Below are 16,647 nucleotides of genomic sequence, written 5' to 3' on the forward strand. Positions count from 1 at the left end.
ATTTGGTTTTCATTTGAAAATGGCTTTTTATCAATAAAAAAATGGCCCAAAAGGCCATTTTTCAATCTCATTCATACACATAAGCTGTGGATAATCTTGTGTACAAAAATATAGAAGAGGAAAATGTGAAATTTTTAAGGCTAAGATTTTATGCAGTAGTTTTTATTCTTCTAACAGCTCTTCCCAAGAGGTATAGGTTTCAGTCAATTCCTGTTTATGGGTGTCGAGTTGTGCCTGAATATTCTGAAGCGCTGTGTAATCCTGATAAATCTCAGGCAGGGTCATTTGTTCCTCCAGCCCTAAAATTTGTTCTTCCAGCGTTTTGATCTGGTTTTCCAATGCCTCCAGCTTGCGTTGACGGCTACGTTCCTCGCTTTTGGCTTGTTTGTCTGCCGCATAGGTGGCGGCGCGTGATTTGGATGTGGTCTCGTCTGTCACGGATGCAGAGGTAGCCGATGTTTTGCCGCGTGTGGCCTGATTTGCCTCCAGAGCTTCCTGCGCAATTTCCTCTAACTCCTGCTTTTTGGCTACATAGTCATCATAATTCCCCAGGAAATGTTCTATCCCCCCAGGATGAAGCTCGATGACACGTTCCGCCATTTTGTTCAGGAAATAACGGTCATGGGAAATGAACAACAGCGTACCATCATAGTCCATCAAAGCCGCTTCCAGCACTTCCTTGCTAAACAGATCCAGATGGTTGGTAGGCTCATCTAGAATTAATACGTTGGCTTCGCGCAGCATGAGCTTGGCCAGAGAAACGCGGGCTTTTTCCCCTCCGCTTAATGCAGCTACCTTTTTTAGTACATCGTCACCGCTAAACAGGAAATTACCCAGCACTGTACGAATACGTGCTTCTTCCATATGAGGGTACTCGCTCCACAACTCCTCCAGTACGGTATTGGCGGGGTTCAGGTTCGTCTGCTCCTGGTCATACAGGCCGATTTTGATTTTCGTGCCCCAGTGGATGGAGCCAGCAGCAGGTTTAAGTGATCCGGTGAGACATTTGAGCAACGTCGATTTTCCGATCCCGTTCGGACCAATCAGTGCCACGGTATCTCCACGTTTTAAGTCGAACGATGCGTGCTGGAATAAAGGCTTTTTACCTTCATACCCCACAGAGAGGTCACGTACCTCCAGTACTTCCTTACCTGACATATGAGCTGTTTCAAAGGAAAAATGAGCCTTTTTCAAATCTCCCATGGGCCGATCCATACGCTCCATTTTATCTAGCTGCTTGCGCCGACTTTGAGCGCGTTTGGTCGTGGAAGCCCGCACGATATTACGTTGTACGAATGCTTCTAAACGGGCAATTTCTCCTTGCTGCTTTTCGTAATGCTTCAGATTCGTTTCGTACTCGGCAGCCTTCAGCTCCATGTAGCGGCTGTAGTTGCCTGTATATCGAGTAGAACGATGGCGTTCAATTTCAATAATCGTCGTTACCAGTCGGTCCAGGAAATAACGGTCATGTGATACTACCAGCAGAGAACCGGAGTAGCCGCGCAAATAATCCTCCAACCAGGTCAGTGTTTGAATATCCAGATAGTTGGTAGGCTCATCGAGCATAAGGACATCTGGTGCGAGCAGTAGGATGCGCGCTAGCGCAAGCCGAGTTTTCTGTCCTCCGCTCAGAGTAGCTACAGGCGTCTCAGGTGCAAATGAACCAAAGCCCATACCGTGCAGCACGCTGCGAATACGGGTCTCCATTTCATAACCACCGTGATCCTTGAACCAGTCTGAACGACGTGCATAGCGTTCCAGCAGATCTGCGTAGCGTTTTTCGTTTTGAGCATTGGCCAGGTCAGCGATGTCCTGTTCCATTTGCCGCAGTTCCCGTTCCGCTTCAATCAGGGGAGTGAACACCAGCATCATTTCCCCCCAGATAGAACGGTCAGAATTCAAGCCGCTGTTTTGCGCCAGATAACCGATGCTGGTCTCCTTCGCCTTGAAAATTTGTCCACTGTCATAGGATATTTCACCAGCAATGATTTTGAGCAGGGTCGATTTGCCTGCACCGTTCACACCTACGAGTCCAATACGTTCACGTTCCAATATTTGAAGGTTAATCCCGTCCAGAACGGGCTCAATTCCATAAGATTTAGTAATTCCGGTTACTTGCAATAGCATAGCGTATCGTTCCTCCATTACATTTTGCACAGTTCTACCTGCTTTTTTCACAGGTACCTTCCTTCCAGTTTACATGAAATTACCCACTATTGCACTGCTTTCACCCTGTAAACCCTTGAGCCGCGTGTAGTCAATTTGTATAAACAATGATAAACTTAAACGAGAAGTGAAAAAGAATGAAAAAAACTTGCAACGTACAGCACTTACTGACAAATGGGACAATAGTAACGTTTTAAAGATTATCGACGATTGTGCGGGAGGGCGGATGTGATGGATGTCTGTAATGTGAAGAACGCGCTGCGTTTGCAGCAACGGGAAGCGCGTGACTCCATGGACCCGCTGACAAGGCAGAAGGCATCGGCTGTGGCCTGTCGGCATGCAATCGAGGCATGGGAGCAGCTTAGAATAGACAGAAACGGAGATAAGCTAACCTTATTTAGTTATCTCTCTTTTGGCAGCGAGATTTCGACGACTCCCCTCATTGAGCATTGCTGGTCACAGGGAGATCGTGTCCTAGCCCCAAGAGTGGATCCGGTAACTCGGACTATGGAGGTGAGGGAGATGGATCAGTACGGAGATATTGTACCCGGCATCTGGAACATCCCTGAGCCTGCTTTGACATGCAAGGAATGGTCGCCTGAAATGTGGACGGGAATTGACTGGGTTGTTGTGCCCGGCTTGGCCTTTGATCGCCGTGGGGGCAGGATCGGCTACGGCGGAGGCTATTATGACCGCTTTACCGTACAGGTAGAGGCAGAGAAGCGTAACAACAGCCATGTAGGTCCGCTTTATGTCTCGCTGCTGTTGCCGGGACAATTGCTAACACAGGTGCCCATGGAGCCAAGGGATTTGCGAGTGGACGTGCTGTTTACTCTGGATGGACGCTTAGATTGTGATTATTGACAAATGATGAATGAAGTAAAGTTGGGTATGTGAAAGGAGCTGTGAGGGAGTCGTGGATTCCTTTACTCATTTTAACGAACAGGGACGGGCTCGGATGGTAGATATTTCGGGTAAAACGTCTACGATTCGTACAGCAGTTGCCGTGACTCAGATTACGATGAATCCGGCTACATTGACGGCTGTAAAAGAAGGAAGAATCGGCAAGGGTGATGTTCTTGCTGTGGCCCAGGTCGCAGGGATTCAAGGCGCGAAAAAAACGTCAGACTGGATACCGATGTGTCATCCACTGGCCCTGACAGGCGTGAACATTACTTTTTCCGATAATGGACATGATGTGCTTCATATTGAAGTTGAAGTGAAGACCGAAGGTAAGACAGGTGTAGAAATGGAAGCTTTGACAGCGGCTTCAGCCGCAGCGTTAACCGTGTATGATATGTGCAAGGCGCTGCAAAAAGATATGATCATCGGCCCTACCATGCTGCAATCCAAAACAGGTGGCAAGCATGGGGATTTTCAAAGGGAGGACCACCGGGAACCTTGACATAGACAACATTGTCGCCGAGAGGGTACTGTGATGTGATGGAGGATGCAGCGTGGCTGTTTCTGATTTTCAGAAGAGAAAGTATTCTTTCATGATAGGAGAAGGGTGATCTTATGGTGTGGAAAACGGCGATCCTAACAGCCAGTGATAAAGGGGCAAGGGGAGAGCGTGAGGATACAAGCGCACAGGTCATCCGGGAACTCATCGAAGAAGAACTGGGCGGAGAGATTGTGGAATACCGGATCGTTCCCGATGAACCGGATGAAATTATTGCAGCTTTAATCGAAATGACCGATTATTTTCATGCAGACCTGGTACTAACTACGGGTGGAACCGAGCTGGCGATCCGTGATGTGACACCGGAGGCGACTAGGCGGGTTGTGGAACGGGAAGTGCCAGGCATGGCGGAAGCCATGAGAATGATCGTGATGCAGAAAAATCCAGCGGCTATGCTATTCCGTGGAATCGTAGGAATACGCGGACGTACACTGATCGTCAATTTACCAGGAACGCCCAAAGGTGTGCATGAAAATTTGGCAGCGATAATGGACCAACTTCCAGAAGCGCTACTTATGGTGACAGGCCAGTTCCGGTAGAAGGCAGCACATCGTGTGTGGTATGATACCTATAAGAATTTATAAGGCCGTATACGGACAAAGATTGTTATTTTGTCCGTCAACATAAGGAGGATTACTACACATGCCCAATATTGGAGCACCGGGTTATATTTTGTTGATCATTCTGGCGCTGCTGTTATTTGGTCCGAACAAGCTGCCTGAGCTGGGTCGAGCTGTAGGGCGTACATTCCGTGAGTTTAAAAACGGGGCACGCGATATTTTATCAGAAGATGAACGGACTGAGCGTAAAGACAGCAAAGATAGTGTGGTCAAAGCATCACAGACGACGTCTTCAGAAGTTCAACCTCAGCCTGAGGATAAACGCTTGTCATAGATTTAGTGATCGATTCTTGATGCTTGTACAATAAACAAAAGCCTCTTCTTCAGTGAAGGGCTTTATTTTTTAGGAGGCGCTGCTGCGTTCCGTTCAGAAAGGAGGAGTGGACTTGACCCCATCAGAGCATGAAATGCCGCTAATGGAACATCTGGGAGAGCTTCGCCGCAGAATTATCTATGTGCTAATTGTATTTGTATTGGCACTGGCTGGTGGTCTGTTCGCGGCGGGTTCTGTCTATGACTGGCTTATTCGCTCCGGTTCGGCGCAAGCTTTTCAGTTAAACGCGTTTTCCTTTTGGGACGGGATCGGTATCTACATGAAGATCGCCATGATCATCGGGATTGCGGTGGCGCTACCGTTTGCTTGCTACCAACTGTGGAAGTTTGTCAGCCCGGGCTTAAGACCACAAGAACGAAGTGCGACTTTGCGGTATGTGCCTTATGTGCTGCTTTTGTTCATCATTGGGACAGCTTTTGCTTATTTCATTATTTTCCCGATGGCGATTCAATTTACATCGTCGGTCACCAAAAGTATGGGATTACAGGAAACGTACGGGATCGCACAATATTTCACCTTTATGTTTAATATTGTACTACCTGTAGCGCTGCTGTTTGAGCTCCCCCTGCTTATCATGTTTCTGACGGGGATTCATGTTTTAACACCAATGCGGCTTCGCAAATGGCGGAAGATTTCTTATTTTCTGCTTGTGTTCGTTGCGGTTGTCATTACCCCGCCGGACTTTATTTCCGATTTTTTGGTGGCGATTCCGTTGCTGGTGCTATATGAAGTGAGCGTGTATTTGTCTTCGGTCGTGTACCGCAGGCAGCTGCGTGCACAGGAGGAACGTGAGGCCCAATTGCGTGTAGCTTCAGAATAATAAGGCAGGACCTGAATGGCTCAGTAAACAATTTATTCGGGTCCGCGCTACATGTCACTTGCAGATGATGAATGGCATTTGTATATCATGGCTATCTATAGAGCATAACAGCAGCAGCTTAGCTGCCTTAAAAATAACCATTAGCCTTGAGTTAACGGTTATTTTTCAGATAGATGGATATAATCGGGAAGGGCTGTCCATAAAAATTCCCATAAAAAATACATTAGGGACTTGAAATTCAATCCCAAGTTGAGTATCATAAAGTTGGTTGTTAGCACTGACGACTGTCGAGTGCTAATACATACAACATAACAACCAAATTACAGGATAAAACACTTAATAAGGAGGCTATTTTTTCATGATCAAACCTTTGGGTGAACGCGTATTGGTGGAAGCAATTGAGCAAGAGACAACGACTTCCTTCGGGATCGTACTTCCTGACTCTGCCAAGGAAAAGCCGCAAGAAGGCAAAATTATCGCGGTTGGCGCAGGCGCATTGAAAGACGGTGCCCGTATTCCTCTGGAAGTAAAAGAAGGCGACCGTGTCATTTTCTCTAAATACGCTGGAACGGAAATCAAATATGAAGGTAAAGAATATTTGATTATGAAAGAAAGCGATATCCACGCGATCATCGGTTAACCGGAACCCGGACAAGACCTGAATATAGGAATTGAAACAAATCATTCATAATCCATAGGGAGGTTTATCACAAATGGCTAAAGATATTAAATTCAGTGAAGACGCTCGTCGCTCTATGTTGCGCGGGGTTGACGCATTGGCTAATGCTGTTAAAGTAACACTCGGACCGAAAGGCCGTAACGTTGTACTGGAGAAAAAATTCGGTAGCCCGCTCATCACCAATGACGGTGTAACGATTGCAAAAGAAATCGAGCTGGAAGACGCGTTCGAAAACATGGGCGCTCAACTGGTTAAAGAAGTAGCAACCAAAACGAACGATGTAGCTGGTGATGGTACGACTACTGCTACTGTTTTGGCTCAAGCCCTCATCACAGAAGGCCTGAAAAACGTAACTGCTGGCGCAAGCCCAATCGGTATCCGTAAAGGGATCGACAAAGCGGTTAAAGCGGCTGTTGCTGAACTGCAAGCCATCTCCAAACCAATCGAAAGCAAACAATCCATTGCTCAAGTAGCCGGTATTTCCGCTGCTGATGACGAAGTAGGCGAACTGATCGCTGAAGCTATGGAAAAAGTGGGCAAAGACGGTGTAATCACTGTTGAAGAATCCCGCGGTTTTGCAACAGAGCTGGAAGTGGTTGAAGGTATGCAATTTGACCGTGGCTACATTTCCCCGTACATGATTACAGATACGGACAAAATGGAAGCTGTACTGGACAATCCGTATATCCTGATCACAGACAAAAAAATCACAAACACACAAGAAATCCTGCCATTGCTTGAAAAAATCGTACAACAAGGCAAGCCACTCGTTCTGATCGCTGAAGACATCGAAGGCGAAGCACTGGCTATGCTCGTTGTTAACAAACTGCGTGGTACATTCAACGCTGTAGCTGTTAAAGCTCCAGGCTTTGGTGACCGTCGTAAAGCAATGCTGCAAGATATCGCTGCCCTGACAGGCGGTCAAGTGATTACAGAAGAACTGGGTCTGGACCTGAAAACAGCTTCCGTAGACCAACTGGGTACAGCACGTCAAGTGCGTATCACTAAAGAAAATACGATTGTGGTTGACGGTGCTGGAAACAAAGCCGACATCGACGCTCGTGTTAGCCAAATCCGTACGCAACTGGAAGAAACCACTTCCGAGTTCGACAAAGAGAAACTGCAAGAGCGTCTGGCTAAATTGTCCGGCGGCGTAGCAGTCATCAAAGTCGGTGCGGCAACTGAAACAGAATTGAAAGAACGCAAACTGCGCATCGAAGATGCCCTGAATGCAACCCGTGCTGCGGTTGAAGAAGGTATCGTATCCGGTGGTGGTGTAGCGCTCCTGAACGTATACAAAGCAGTTGCAGCTGTTGAACTGCAAGGCGACGAGCAAACAGGCGTGAACATCGTGTTGCGCGCTCTGGAAGCTCCAATCCGCACTATTGCTGCTAACGCAGGTGAAGAAGGCTCTGTAATCGTTGAGCGTCTGAAACGCGAAGAAGTTGGCGTAGGCTTTAACGCAGCTACTGGCGACTGGGTAAACATGATCGAAGCTGGTATCGTGGACCCTGCGAAAGTAACTCGTTATGCTTTGCAAAACGCTGCTTCCGTAGCAGCAATGTTCCTGACTACCGAAGCGGTTATCGCTGACAAGCCAGAACCAGAAAAGGCTGCAATGCCTGACATGGGCGGCATGGGTGGCATGGGTGGAATGATGTAATAAACTAAAAAAACCTTGGTGCAACAAGGGTTTGATGGATTGTTATATTGATTTGTTAACAATTTGTTAACTCTGATCAGATTTTTTTGAGGCTCTCATTAGTTCACTGAACTTTTGAGCAGCCTCTTTTCTTTTTGGCTTAGTTATATGAAGATATATTCTGCGTGTTATCTCATCGTTTGCATGGCCTAACCTCTGCATGATTTGTTCGAGAGTAGCCCCGGCTTCAGCTAATAGTGATTTATGAGTGTGGCGAAGTGAGTGCGGGGTGAGATCAGGATTTAGGCCAGCTAGTTTTAGTAGTCGCTTCATCCGAAGTTCAACCATTTTTATAACCTGAGGATACCCAGCGAATTTACCGATTATCGCGAATAAGAAACCTTGGTCGTGATAAGTTTTTGGTCTTTTTGATTTTTCTACTTGTTGAATGGTCAGGAGGTTTTGAAAACCTATAATAACTTCATGATCAACATCTATTTCACGAACCGATGATACAGTTTTTGGTGTGTTAAGTTTGTAAAGAGCGTAATTATTATTTGGGTTGTATAGTGTTTTTGTTACTCTTATCTTGTCGTCCTCAAAGTTGACATCTAGTTCTTTTAATGCGCATAATTCACCGACTCTCATGCCAGTGTAAGCTAAGGTACAGGTAAGCACTTGTAGGGTTGTTTTTTTGTTTCTAAAAACTATATACATATGTATGAATCGCAGAGATTTAAGCATAAGAAACTACAATGAATGTATAAAATTAGAAAAATCACATATGTTCGGAAGGTAATGTAGGTATTTTGTCGTATTATATATTGAGCATATTTATGGGTAATATAACCTAGACTCTATTTTTTTTAGGGAAAATATGGTATTGTGTAAGTATGAATTGGGTAAATAATAATTAAAGAATTTTGAGAGGGATTGGAATGTATGTTGAAAGTCTTGTATTCTTTTGTTTGTGACCAAGTTTTTGCCCGAAAAATCGAAGATAGAAACTACGATTTCTCGGCAATCGGAATTCTGGACAAAAGAACATTTGATAGTTTACCAGTAAAACTAGAAAATGAAATTATCTTTGTTGTAGGTATGACAGGAGAAGAAAGTGATGATGGGAAAGATGTATATCTAAACGTTCGTGGCAAGGACATTAAATTCAACTTACCATTATTCAATTATAGTTTTAATGGTTATGACGAAATAACTGTTTCAAGTATAAATTTCAATGAGTTCCCTGTAAATGTCGAAGGAACTGTATACTTTGAAATTTATTATAATAACAAAGTAATTTCTAGCTACCCGGTGAAATTTTTAAGGAAGGAGGAAGGGTAAAATGGCAGTTCTTATAAATAAAACAATGAATATACATAATTTATCAACCAAAATGCAGACTAAATTTGTTCCATCAACTTCCCCTTGTGAAGCTGATAAAGAAGCTGCAGAACAATTGAAAGCTTTACTTAATTCTACTGATTTTTTAGAGAAAAATAGTTTACAAAGCATTAACTTTGACTTGAAAGTAAAGAAAAGGCATATCCAAATCAATTCGGTTTATTTGGTTGAGCATTCAGGCGACGTGATACAAGTTCCCTTCAAACATGCAATAGAAACTCGCGATTCCTCCAACACCTTGAGAAAGGTAGGTGCATTCGTAATGCCAATGGGTTATCCTAGTTTCATACAAATGTATGCCAATGAGATGAAAGAAATGTTTGAACGGAGTAAACTTAAATATTGGTTTACTGTTGTCGGCACATTTTTTGTATCGCTTTTCGGTGTTCAACTTGCAGCATTGCTAGCTGGTCTGTTCTTTATAGCTCTTGTGGACTTAATACTTGGTTTGATTCCAGGAAATATAAAGCCAGGGACTGAAAAAGAACATAAATCTCAAGCGAAATTAATGACATTCGCGACCAACTTTTTTATTTTGCTTGGCATGGTTTCTGGTTGCGAATATCTAAAAGTTTTCACTAACGGAAATGGTTTCTTTGGTATTATAGCAGAGAATTTACATTATCCGGTTGCCACATGGATATATGGTAACTACTTCTGGAGAATGGTTAAATATGCGGCAAGGGCAAATAAAGTAAAGATACCAGCTGTTATAAGAAAGCTTTTTGATAAGGACATCAGTGGTTAAAAACACTATGAGATAATTAAAATCCGAAAGCATCGGTGATACCCTGCTGGCATACGCTGGTGGGGGATTTTTTTATATAGGGGGGGATTATCGTGAACGTTTTGCCTTCAAAAGATGATTTTAAGAAGGAAATACAACATCAAATTGATGTAGCTCGCAGTAACGGGGCGAAATATATAGACATTAACTCTGGAGAGATCCATAGAAAATTAGGTGGATATCCTGGGAAAGATGGAAAACATGCTATGCCTTCCTGTTGTGATGCTATGTATAGCTTAAAAAAGCCAAATGATGAGATATTAAATGCTCCGCCTAAAGGGAAAGGAGCAACGCTTAAAATACGATATTGTATTTAGTATAATAAAAATTATTTGGAATTTCTTATGGAGGGACAATTATGGGATGGATTGTTTTAATAGTTATTATTGGATTAATAGTATGGGGATTTATTGCCTTAATGCGAAACGATGAGAAAAATGCTAAACAGCCAATTATAGTGAGAAATGCGACAGTAGTTGATAAGCGGGTACAATGGAGCGAAGGAAGCTCTTTGAAGTTTTATTATCTGACTTGTGAATTTGAAAACCTCGAACGTGAAGAAGTAAGTGTACCTGAAGAAAAGTATGGTCTATTTGTTGTTGGCGATGAGGTTAAAGTTACAAAGCAGGGAGACTGGGTACAGGCAGAACGTATCTTAAAGCGAAGTGATCAGGATGAATCACACATATAAAGTGTTAAAGTCTGATATAGAACTATTTGCAGCTGCATTAAGCCATACAGCCGTAGGGAGAGGATTTGATAGATATTGTGGACTATGGGATGGGGGTGCAGTGGAGAAGATTACAGCAGAGTCGATTAAGATTAACGGATCTTATTTCTTCCGTAATCAGTTTGAATTTAGAGTAGATGTGAAAAAGGACTCCGCTGGTATGTAACCAGTATGAAGTCCTTTGTTGTTAATTATTTTGTTGAATACTCGCTTACTTCAAATGTGAGTATTTTATTGAATATTACATAGTCCTTACGGTTGCTGAATGGACCTTTGTTATTATTGTGCTTATCAATGGCAAAGAATGAAGGGCCTCTACCAGCATCTTTAGCGTCATACCAAGCGACGAAGGCATTCAATTCTTTTTTACTTAGATCGAATTCTTTATCAAATCCATTATCCATTGTTACCGTCAGAATAGCGCGGTCACCAGTTGGTTGTGCTGGTTCAGTTGGCTCCGTAGGTTCAGAAGGATCAGGGTTAGGACTTGGGGTCGGATCAGGGTTTGGTGTTGGATCTACAGGTACAGGATTAGGATCTGGAATTGGGTTGGGTGTTGGATCTGGTGTTGGAGTAGGGTCCGGTGTTGGCCCTGGATCTTTACTATAAAAAAAGTCGATTTCACTGATGTTTATAGTTTCATTTGATAATCCCATAAATGATACAAATCTAACATTTTGTTCTAATGGAATTGTATTGAGTTGCCCACTGAAAGCACTATCGTTACTATCGTTTATTCCATAAGATCCTAAATAACCAGTATCATGCCCAAAAAAAACTATTCTTGATACTTTGGCATCGCTTTTAAGTTTAAAAGAATCTATTTTTTTGATTTCGCCTAGATCAATTACAATCATCTTGCCAGCAGGCATTGAGTATTTTGTTTCTTCATTATTATCTGTAACAAGAGATGTGTTTTCAGCGCTTGTTGCTCCATATATATACATTGCCCTTCCCGTAATAGCTGCATTCTTCCCATTAGCATATCCTCCAGTATAGGCACTCACTGATGACAATGGGAGGAAAATAGTAATAAGTAAAGTGAAGCATAAAATTAAATTGAGCTTTCTTTTCATGTATAAATCCCCTTTTTGTTTATTTGCTCAGTAATCATACAAAATTGAAAAAGGGATGTCTAAACATTAATGTCTATATATTCAAAAATAAGTTTAAATGTGGTTTTAAATTTCTGGAGTAATGAGCTCTGCCCGAAAACTGGTATGAGTCCTTTTTCTGAAAGTTATTTTTTTTCTCCTAACAAGCTGTACGATAATAAGGAGCCAGACAACATAAATATTAAGTTAAGATTTGAAGATAGATAATTTCCTGCTAAATAATAAATTATGACTAAAAGAGAGGGGATGAAGGCAAAAATAAAAACATTTCTTTTGAATACAAATTTCAAACTTCCAGTAAAAATTAACGAAAAGTATATCCCTAGTAATACGTATAAAATCCACTCATAAGTTAAATAAGGTTGATATTTTAAAGTAATTGACATTTGATTTTGGAAATATTCATCAAACACATTTATTAATTTCAAAAATAACATAAATCCTATAAACCATACAAATAATAATACTTTTTTCATTATTTTTCCTCCAAAAGGGTTGTTTTATTTATGAAATTGTCTAATAATAGTATCATAACATACAAAAAGAGGAAAATTAATGAAGAAAAAGTTAATTATTTTGTCAGTTGTAGGAGCTCTTTTACTAGCGCCAACTTTTGCTTTCGCAGACTCAAGTTCTAACGTAGTCGACCTTGAGGGAAAAGCTACATACCAGGTGGACAAAGCTTTAAATGTAGAAGAAGTCATTGATCGTGCTAAAAAAGGAATCAGCGACTTGGATATTGGAAGTACTGTAATAGAGTCTACTTACAATATTGATGGGAAAGAGTTTGATGTCAAAACATACAGAACAGCTAAGCTGGTAGGTAGAGAAGTTAACCAATCGTTAAGGATTTCCAATGTAAATGAAAGTAATGAGATGAATATCTACGCTATTTCTGCTGCTGCAGTGTATGATAGTTCAAGATCTGAATCAAAATCAGATGACAGTATTTCAGTAACTACTTATTCGACTTTTTATATGGCAAAGTCAACTGATGAAAATGGTGTTTTGTATGGTAGTCTAGTAAGCGCAAATGGAGGCTGGAGAATAAATGACTATACCACTCCAGTTTGAATAACTGCAAAAAAATTTAGACTTGGACAAAATGGTATGATGAGAAATGGCCCTATAGATTCTCAATCGCAAGGTTTTGCTTTAGGCGCTGGTCCTGGTAGTTTTGATCACACTTTAAAATATGGTTGGAACCCAGTTGCATTAGGGCAGAAAGGGCTTTTCAAATCAATGATAGGGGTAATAACTGAAGCTGAGATAGTGGTTCACGGAAATAGCTCTAAACTAGTACTTATTAATACTTATGAATAATAAAGCTACCTAATATAAACTTGATTATTTATGGGTTAGATTTTATATTAGGGGGGAATTTTAAGGGGATTTAGCGTGTCTTAAATGCTGAAGCTTCCTTTCCAATATCATCATTAGTAAAAAGCTCTGCTAACCTAAATGGGACTGACCCCCGTTTGTGAGACAGGGATCAAAACACCTTTCAAGTTTAAGCAGCCCGTCGCCTGTAATCTACCGGCGACTGGTTATTTAGTTTCGTTTGAATCCGAATTGAGTTATAGTAGGTGACGTAGTCTCGAACGGTCTGTACAACGATTGCAGTCGTTGTACAGATGAGATATTCAAGGTAGAACGTTTCAGACTTTAGTGTGGAATGAAACGATTCGATGGGGCATTATCAGCGGGCGTTCCTTTTCGGGACATGCTCATGGTAATGCCTTTTCCCTTTACTGCAGCTTGATAAGCCTGTGACGTATATACGCTTCCTTGGTCGCTATGAAGCAGCATGCTTGTCCGTTTTGGAAGTTGATTCAGCGTATCCAAAACCAAGGACGTGTCTTGCTTGTCCGCTATACTGTAAGCCACAATCTCCCCATTGTACAGATCTAGAATGCTAGAGAAGTACAACATTTTTCCGCCAAACGGTAAATAGGTGATGTCCGTGACGAGCTTTTGCAGGGGCGCCTCTGCATGGAATTGCCGCTTCAGCAGATTTTCTGCCGGATAAGCGGGCTGCCCAGTGATCTTTCGTTTTTTCATCCTCACGCGGCACTGTAGCCCCTCACGCTGCATAATCCGCTGAACCCGTTTGTGATTCATTCTTTGCTCTGCCCGAAGGAGTGCGGTGATTTTCCGGTAACCAATAGCTTTCATCTTCACTTCTACTGGATAGCTAACTCTCGTTGCCAACGTAAAAACACCTCCAAGGTTATCTCCATATCTTACGACATGGCTCGATTCTCTTGAAGGTGTTTTGATTTGTCTCACGTTATGGGGTCAGTTCCGTTCCCCTTAAGGTCGGCAGAGCTTTTTAGTTGGAAAATTGCTTACAGACGGACATTCAAGGCAGAACTGGTATGAGTCTACTTTTTAAATGTTCGTTGATAACTACAACAAAAGAAACAATGGTAGCATAGGACGGGAAAATAAAGCCCTAGACTATCGCTATTTCAATGAACTAACGTTTCCCGTTAGTTCAATCAATTCTGTTGCCATCGTATATGCTGGTGGTGAACCAGGTCTTCTACATTACTATATCGTCTTTCGTAAGTTTTTGGTACAGGGCTATCTTCTCGTTGGCAAGGGAAATCATGCACTCAAGTTCCTGCCGCTTGGATTCCAGTTCCACCAGATGCTTTTCAAGAATTTCTATCCGTATGTGTAAGGCAGGAGTAAAATTAGCAACTTCTTCCCCTTTTTGAATTCTATCCAGTACACATCCGTCACGAGTAAATTCCGTAATCTCCTCAAGTGACAATCCCAATTTTTTTAATCTAATTAAACATTGTATATATGAAACTTCACTTTCGGTATAAATGCGTGTCCTTCCATTTCTTCGATTTGGTTCCTGTAGTACTCCAATTTTTTCATAATAGCGAATCGTATAAGGAGTTAGCCCCGTTCTTTCTGATACTTGACTTATAGTAAGCATTGTTTTTTATGTCACTCCTTTTTTCTAAACCAAAATTTAAAACTATTATACATCTTTAAGTCAACTCGAAGTCGATATTTGCACCTCTAACTTCATTTCAAAAATTTGTGCTTGATTTCTAGTTGACTCTAACTTGTAAGCTAAAGTTGCTAATTGATATACATGAAACATAAATTTGATGGAGGCATAAACAATGAACAACAAATATTTCACGATTCAACAAGCAGCGGAAGGTATCTGGGGTGCTATTTCGGTACCTGGTAGTGGTTCGCTGGGGAATGCAGCAATTATTGACATTGGGGATTTGACCGTTGTTGTGGACACAACCAACCTACCGCATTCTGGTGCTTTGTTACGTCAAACCGCAGAACAATTAACGAATAAACCAATTAAATATGTGATCAATACTCATTTCCATGGAGATCATGTCAACGGCAATCAGGAATTCATGGAAAGTGATTTTATATCTACCGTTTGGACAAGAGATTTGCTATCTAAAATGGGTAAAGTGAATATTGATCTAATGCAACAAAACATTCAGAAGTTAATAAATAGCCTACATCAAGTACGTTCACAAGAAAAAAATCCGCACATGTTAACCGAAATCGGCTATGATCTTTCCGTGCAGAGAGCCCTGTATGATGCTATCCCTTCCCTTCGTAGGGTGATACCCACGATAACTTTTGACGATAAACTAGTTATAAAAGGAGCAAAACGCACTGTCGAAGTTTTATCCTACGGAGGCGGCCATTCTTTAAGCGATGCCGTTATTTACGTGCCTGAAGAACGAACCTTGATTGCTGGTGATTTAATAACCAACAAGACGATTCCGGTCATGCCATACGGTAATCCATACGCTTGGATACGCATCCTTAGACGCATTCAAAGAGATCTGAAGGTAGATACTGTCATTCCCGGGCATGGAGATGTGTCCACTCCAGATAGAATCCTAGATGTCATTCGCTTTTTAGAAAAAACGATCGCTTATGTGTCTGAAGCTGTGACGAGCGGAAAACCAGAGTCTTACTGGTTAAATGAAGGTGTATTAAATGGCTATGAAGATTGGCATCTAGCTCAGTATTTCAGATGGAATTTTCGCTGGCTCTTCAATACAATGCTTGTTCAAAATAATAGATGAGACACAACTAGTACTCCCTTTAACTTCACCAGATTCACAAGGCCAGTTCTGAATGTCAACCCGGCAGCACGTTTGGGTATTTTCAAACGTAATTGGCAGTCTGCCGTAATATGTTAGATCTGGAGATAAAGACGCGGAGGTGTACAGAAAGCATAAAAGTTAGTTGCTTGTTTTAGAGCAAAATAACTATATTATGGGGCCGGATAAGTCTACACTACGAGATATCGTCATTCTGGAGAGTTGGGAGCGGGATAGAGCATACCTATGCCGCCAAGAGAAGGTGAGATATTTTAGAAAATTAAATTCTCAGAATATCATTGCTACTTTGTATACCCCCTTATACAATTGTAAGGAAGTTGTTGATTAGAATGAATTATGTGGGGGGCAAAAAAACTTATGCATCAAGGGCTTTTATGATTAGACGCCCTGTTTGACCACATAGTGTAAAACAAAAGGCTGATTATGGACACTCTCATAATCAGCCTTTTTAATGATCCAAAATGCAGTGTTATATATAGATTTACGCATGATCTATAAGACCTTTTCGTTTATTACGCCTTGAATGAAAGCGTTGACATGATTTTCAACCCACTATATACTTAGCTTAATTAAATGAATAGCACTAGGATTGTTACTGTTACGCAGGCAAAACCTAAGGAACAAAATGTTAAGATCTAAGGATCTTATGTATTTTGTTATACTTAGGTTTTTTTGTTTATAGAGAAAGGAAGGTTAAATACAAGTGGTTTCGGCACTTTGCTGAAGCCATTTTCTTCTATTTATGAGTTCACATCTGAGAG

At 41.7% G+C, this 16,647-nt stretch carries 20 protein-coding genes and 1 pseudogene; 15 read left to right on the top strand and 6 right to left on the bottom strand.

What is annotated here, in order from left to right:
- Positions 1–162: 162 nt before the first annotated feature.
- The gene (locus ACYCSE_RS15365) at positions 163–2,127 is read right to left on the bottom strand and encodes an ABC-F family ATP-binding cassette domain-containing protein (RefSeq protein ID WP_039270134.1); all 1,965 of its coding nucleotides are present in this window, start codon (positions 2,125–2,127) and stop codon (positions 163–165) included.
- A 270-nt stretch (positions 2,128–2,397) separates the two neighbouring features.
- On the opposite strand from ACYCSE_RS15365, the gene ACYCSE_RS15370 reads away from it, so the two are divergent.
- The 7 genes from ACYCSE_RS15370 (at position 2,398) to groL (ending at position 7,744) form a co-directional block, all read left to right on the top strand.
- Positions 2,398–3,030 carry a 5-formyltetrahydrofolate cyclo-ligase gene (locus ACYCSE_RS15370; protein WP_254350994.1) on the top strand — a complete coding sequence of 211 codons (633 nt, stop codon included), beginning with the start codon at positions 2,398–2,400 and terminating at the stop codon, positions 3,028–3,030.
- 52 nt (positions 3,031–3,082) lie between these two features.
- On the top strand, positions 3,083–3,571 hold the full coding sequence (gene moaC, locus ACYCSE_RS15375) for a cyclic pyranopterin monophosphate synthase MoaC (RefSeq protein ID WP_013309211.1): 489 nt from the start codon (positions 3,083–3,085) through the stop codon (positions 3,569–3,571).
- A 113-nt stretch (positions 3,572–3,684) separates the two neighbouring features.
- On the top strand, positions 3,685–4,167 hold the full coding sequence (locus ACYCSE_RS15380; RefSeq protein WP_013309212.1) for a MogA/MoaB family molybdenum cofactor biosynthesis protein: 483 nt from the start codon (positions 3,685–3,687) through the stop codon (positions 4,165–4,167).
- Between the two features lie 103 nt (positions 4,168–4,270).
- On the top strand, positions 4,271–4,522 hold the full coding sequence (locus tag ACYCSE_RS15385; RefSeq protein WP_013309213.1) for a twin-arginine translocase TatA/TatE family subunit: 252 nt from the start codon (positions 4,271–4,273) through the stop codon (positions 4,520–4,522).
- A gap of 112 nt (positions 4,523–4,634) precedes the next feature.
- Positions 4,635–5,402, top strand: coding sequence for a twin-arginine translocase subunit TatC (gene tatC, locus ACYCSE_RS15390; RefSeq protein ID WP_103048885.1), 768 nt, complete (start codon positions 4,635–4,637; stop codon positions 5,400–5,402).
- A 358-nt stretch (positions 5,403–5,760) separates the two neighbouring features.
- The gene (gene groES, locus ACYCSE_RS15395) at positions 5,761–6,042 is read left to right on the top strand and encodes a co-chaperone GroES (protein ID WP_007429271.1); all 282 of its coding nucleotides are present in this window, start codon (positions 5,761–5,763) and stop codon (positions 6,040–6,042) included.
- Positions 6,043–6,115: 73 nt separating this feature from the next.
- The gene (gene groL / locus ACYCSE_RS15400) at positions 6,116–7,744 is read left to right on the top strand and encodes a chaperonin GroEL (RefSeq protein WP_013369880.1); all 1,629 of its coding nucleotides are present in this window, start codon (positions 6,116–6,118) and stop codon (positions 7,742–7,744) included.
- Between the two features lie 66 nt (positions 7,745–7,810).
- Here the strand turns inward: groL and ACYCSE_RS15405 are convergent, their stop codons facing one another.
- On the bottom strand, positions 7,811–8,371 hold the full coding sequence (locus ACYCSE_RS15405; protein ID WP_459698656.1) for a site-specific integrase: 561 nt from the start codon (positions 8,369–8,371) through the stop codon (positions 7,811–7,813).
- A gap of 294 nt (positions 8,372–8,665) precedes the next feature.
- Between ACYCSE_RS15405 and ACYCSE_RS15410 the strand changes: the two genes are divergently transcribed.
- The 5 genes from ACYCSE_RS15410 (at position 8,666) to ACYCSE_RS15430 (ending at position 10,807) form a co-directional block, all read left to right on the top strand.
- Positions 8,666–9,064: a hypothetical protein gene (locus tag ACYCSE_RS15410; protein WP_459698658.1), complete on the top strand. Its 399-nt coding sequence runs from the start codon at positions 8,666–8,668 to the stop codon at positions 9,062–9,064.
- A 1-nt stretch (position 9,065) separates the two neighbouring features.
- Positions 9,066–9,872: a hypothetical protein gene (locus tag ACYCSE_RS15415; protein WP_459698660.1), complete on the top strand. Its 807-nt coding sequence runs from the start codon at positions 9,066–9,068 to the stop codon at positions 9,870–9,872.
- A gap of 92 nt (positions 9,873–9,964) precedes the next feature.
- The gene (locus ACYCSE_RS15420) at positions 9,965–10,228 is read left to right on the top strand and encodes a hypothetical protein (protein ID WP_459698662.1); all 264 of its coding nucleotides are present in this window, start codon (positions 9,965–9,967) and stop codon (positions 10,226–10,228) included.
- A gap of 41 nt (positions 10,229–10,269) precedes the next feature.
- Positions 10,270–10,602, top strand: a complete 333-nt coding sequence (locus ACYCSE_RS15425; RefSeq protein ID WP_459698664.1) for a DUF2500 family protein — start codon at positions 10,270–10,272, stop codon at positions 10,600–10,602.
- Positions 10,586–10,807 carry a hypothetical protein gene (locus ACYCSE_RS15430; protein ID WP_459698666.1) on the top strand — a complete coding sequence of 74 codons (222 nt, stop codon included), beginning with the start codon at positions 10,586–10,588 and terminating at the stop codon, positions 10,805–10,807. The genes ACYCSE_RS15425 and ACYCSE_RS15430 overlap by 17 nt, the downstream gene beginning before the upstream one ends.
- 25 nt (positions 10,808–10,832) lie before the next feature.
- Here ACYCSE_RS15430 and ACYCSE_RS15435 read toward each other — a convergent pair whose 3' ends face one another.
- Complete coding sequence (locus tag ACYCSE_RS15435) at positions 10,833–11,717, bottom strand: hypothetical protein (protein WP_459698668.1); 885 nt, start codon at positions 11,715–11,717, stop codon at positions 10,833–10,835.
- A 164-nt stretch (positions 11,718–11,881) separates the two neighbouring features.
- Positions 11,882–12,232 (bottom strand): hypothetical protein, encoded by a 351-nt coding sequence (locus ACYCSE_RS15440; protein ID WP_459698670.1) that lies wholly within the window; start codon positions 12,230–12,232, stop codon positions 11,882–11,884.
- A gap of 79 nt (positions 12,233–12,311) precedes the next feature.
- Between ACYCSE_RS15440 and ACYCSE_RS15445 the strand changes: the two genes are divergently transcribed.
- Both ACYCSE_RS15445 and ACYCSE_RS15450 read left to right on the top strand, forming a co-directional pair.
- Positions 12,312–12,830 (top strand): hypothetical protein, encoded by a 519-nt coding sequence (locus ACYCSE_RS15445; protein ID WP_459698672.1) that lies wholly within the window; start codon positions 12,312–12,314, stop codon positions 12,828–12,830.
- Positions 12,831–12,866: 36 nt separating this feature from the next.
- Positions 12,867–13,079, top strand: coding sequence for a hypothetical protein (locus ACYCSE_RS15450; protein ID WP_459698674.1), 213 nt, complete (start codon positions 12,867–12,869; stop codon positions 13,077–13,079).
- A gap of 187 nt (positions 13,080–13,266) precedes the next feature.
- Here ACYCSE_RS15450 and ACYCSE_RS15455 read toward each other — a convergent pair.
- Both ACYCSE_RS15455 and ACYCSE_RS15460 read right to left on the bottom strand, forming a co-directional pair.
- Positions 13,267–13,919: pseudogene (locus ACYCSE_RS15455) on the bottom strand (IS3 family transposase); the annotation flags it as partial.
- Positions 13,920–14,301: 382 nt separating this feature from the next.
- Positions 14,302–14,709: a MerR family transcriptional regulator gene (locus tag ACYCSE_RS15460; protein ID WP_459698676.1), complete on the bottom strand. Its 408-nt coding sequence runs from the start codon at positions 14,707–14,709 to the stop codon at positions 14,302–14,304.
- Between the two features lie 193 nt (positions 14,710–14,902).
- On the opposite strand from ACYCSE_RS15460, the gene ACYCSE_RS15465 reads away from it, so the two are divergent.
- Positions 14,903–15,847: an MBL fold metallo-hydrolase gene (locus tag ACYCSE_RS15465; RefSeq protein ID WP_459698678.1), complete on the top strand. Its 945-nt coding sequence runs from the start codon at positions 14,903–14,905 to the stop codon at positions 15,845–15,847.
- Positions 15,848–16,647 lie beyond the last annotated feature (800 nt).

Source organism: Paenibacillus sp. SEL1 (assembly GCF_054602535.1).

Excerpts from the sequence above, each read along its gene's own strand:
- ACYCSE_RS15365 (WP_039270134.1), bottom strand. The coding sequence starts at position 2,127 with ATGCTATTGCAAGTAACCGGAATTACTAAATCTTATGGAATTGAGCCC.
- ACYCSE_RS15370 (WP_254350994.1), top strand. The coding sequence starts at position 2,398 with ATGGATGTCTGTAATGTGAAGAACGCGCTGCGTTTGCAGCAACGGGAA.
- ACYCSE_RS15380 (WP_013309212.1), top strand. The coding sequence starts at position 3,685 with ATGGTGTGGAAAACGGCGATCCTAACAGCCAGTGATAAAGGGGCAAGG.
- ACYCSE_RS15385 (WP_013309213.1), top strand. The coding sequence starts at position 4,271 with ATGCCCAATATTGGAGCACCGGGTTATATTTTGTTGATCATTCTGGCG.
- groES (WP_007429271.1), top strand. The coding sequence starts at position 5,761 with ATGATCAAACCTTTGGGTGAACGCGTATTGGTGGAAGCAATTGAGCAA.
- groL (WP_013369880.1), top strand. The coding sequence starts at position 6,116 with ATGGCTAAAGATATTAAATTCAGTGAAGACGCTCGTCGCTCTATGTTG.
- ACYCSE_RS15405 (WP_459698656.1), bottom strand. The coding sequence starts at position 8,371 with ATGAGAGTCGGTGAATTATGCGCATTAAAAGAACTAGATGTCAACTTT.
- ACYCSE_RS15410 (WP_459698658.1), top strand. The coding sequence starts at position 8,666 with ATGTTGAAAGTCTTGTATTCTTTTGTTTGTGACCAAGTTTTTGCCCGA.
- ACYCSE_RS15415 (WP_459698660.1), top strand. The coding sequence starts at position 9,066 with ATGGCAGTTCTTATAAATAAAACAATGAATATACATAATTTATCAACC.
- ACYCSE_RS15425 (WP_459698664.1), top strand. The coding sequence starts at position 10,270 with ATGGGATGGATTGTTTTAATAGTTATTATTGGATTAATAGTATGGGGA.
- ACYCSE_RS15430 (WP_459698666.1), top strand. The coding sequence starts at position 10,586 with ATGAATCACACATATAAAGTGTTAAAGTCTGATATAGAACTATTTGCA.
- ACYCSE_RS15435 (WP_459698668.1), bottom strand. The coding sequence starts at position 11,717 with ATGAAAAGAAAGCTCAATTTAATTTTATGCTTCACTTTACTTATTACT.
- ACYCSE_RS15440 (WP_459698670.1), bottom strand. The coding sequence starts at position 12,232 with ATGAAAAAAGTATTATTATTTGTATGGTTTATAGGATTTATGTTATTT.
- ACYCSE_RS15445 (WP_459698672.1), top strand. The coding sequence starts at position 12,312 with ATGAAGAAAAAGTTAATTATTTTGTCAGTTGTAGGAGCTCTTTTACTA.
- ACYCSE_RS15450 (WP_459698674.1), top strand. The coding sequence starts at position 12,867 with ATGATGAGAAATGGCCCTATAGATTCTCAATCGCAAGGTTTTGCTTTA.
- ACYCSE_RS15460 (WP_459698676.1), bottom strand. The coding sequence starts at position 14,709 with ATGCTTACTATAAGTCAAGTATCAGAAAGAACGGGGCTAACTCCTTAT.
- ACYCSE_RS15465 (WP_459698678.1), top strand. The coding sequence starts at position 14,903 with ATGAACAACAAATATTTCACGATTCAACAAGCAGCGGAAGGTATCTGG.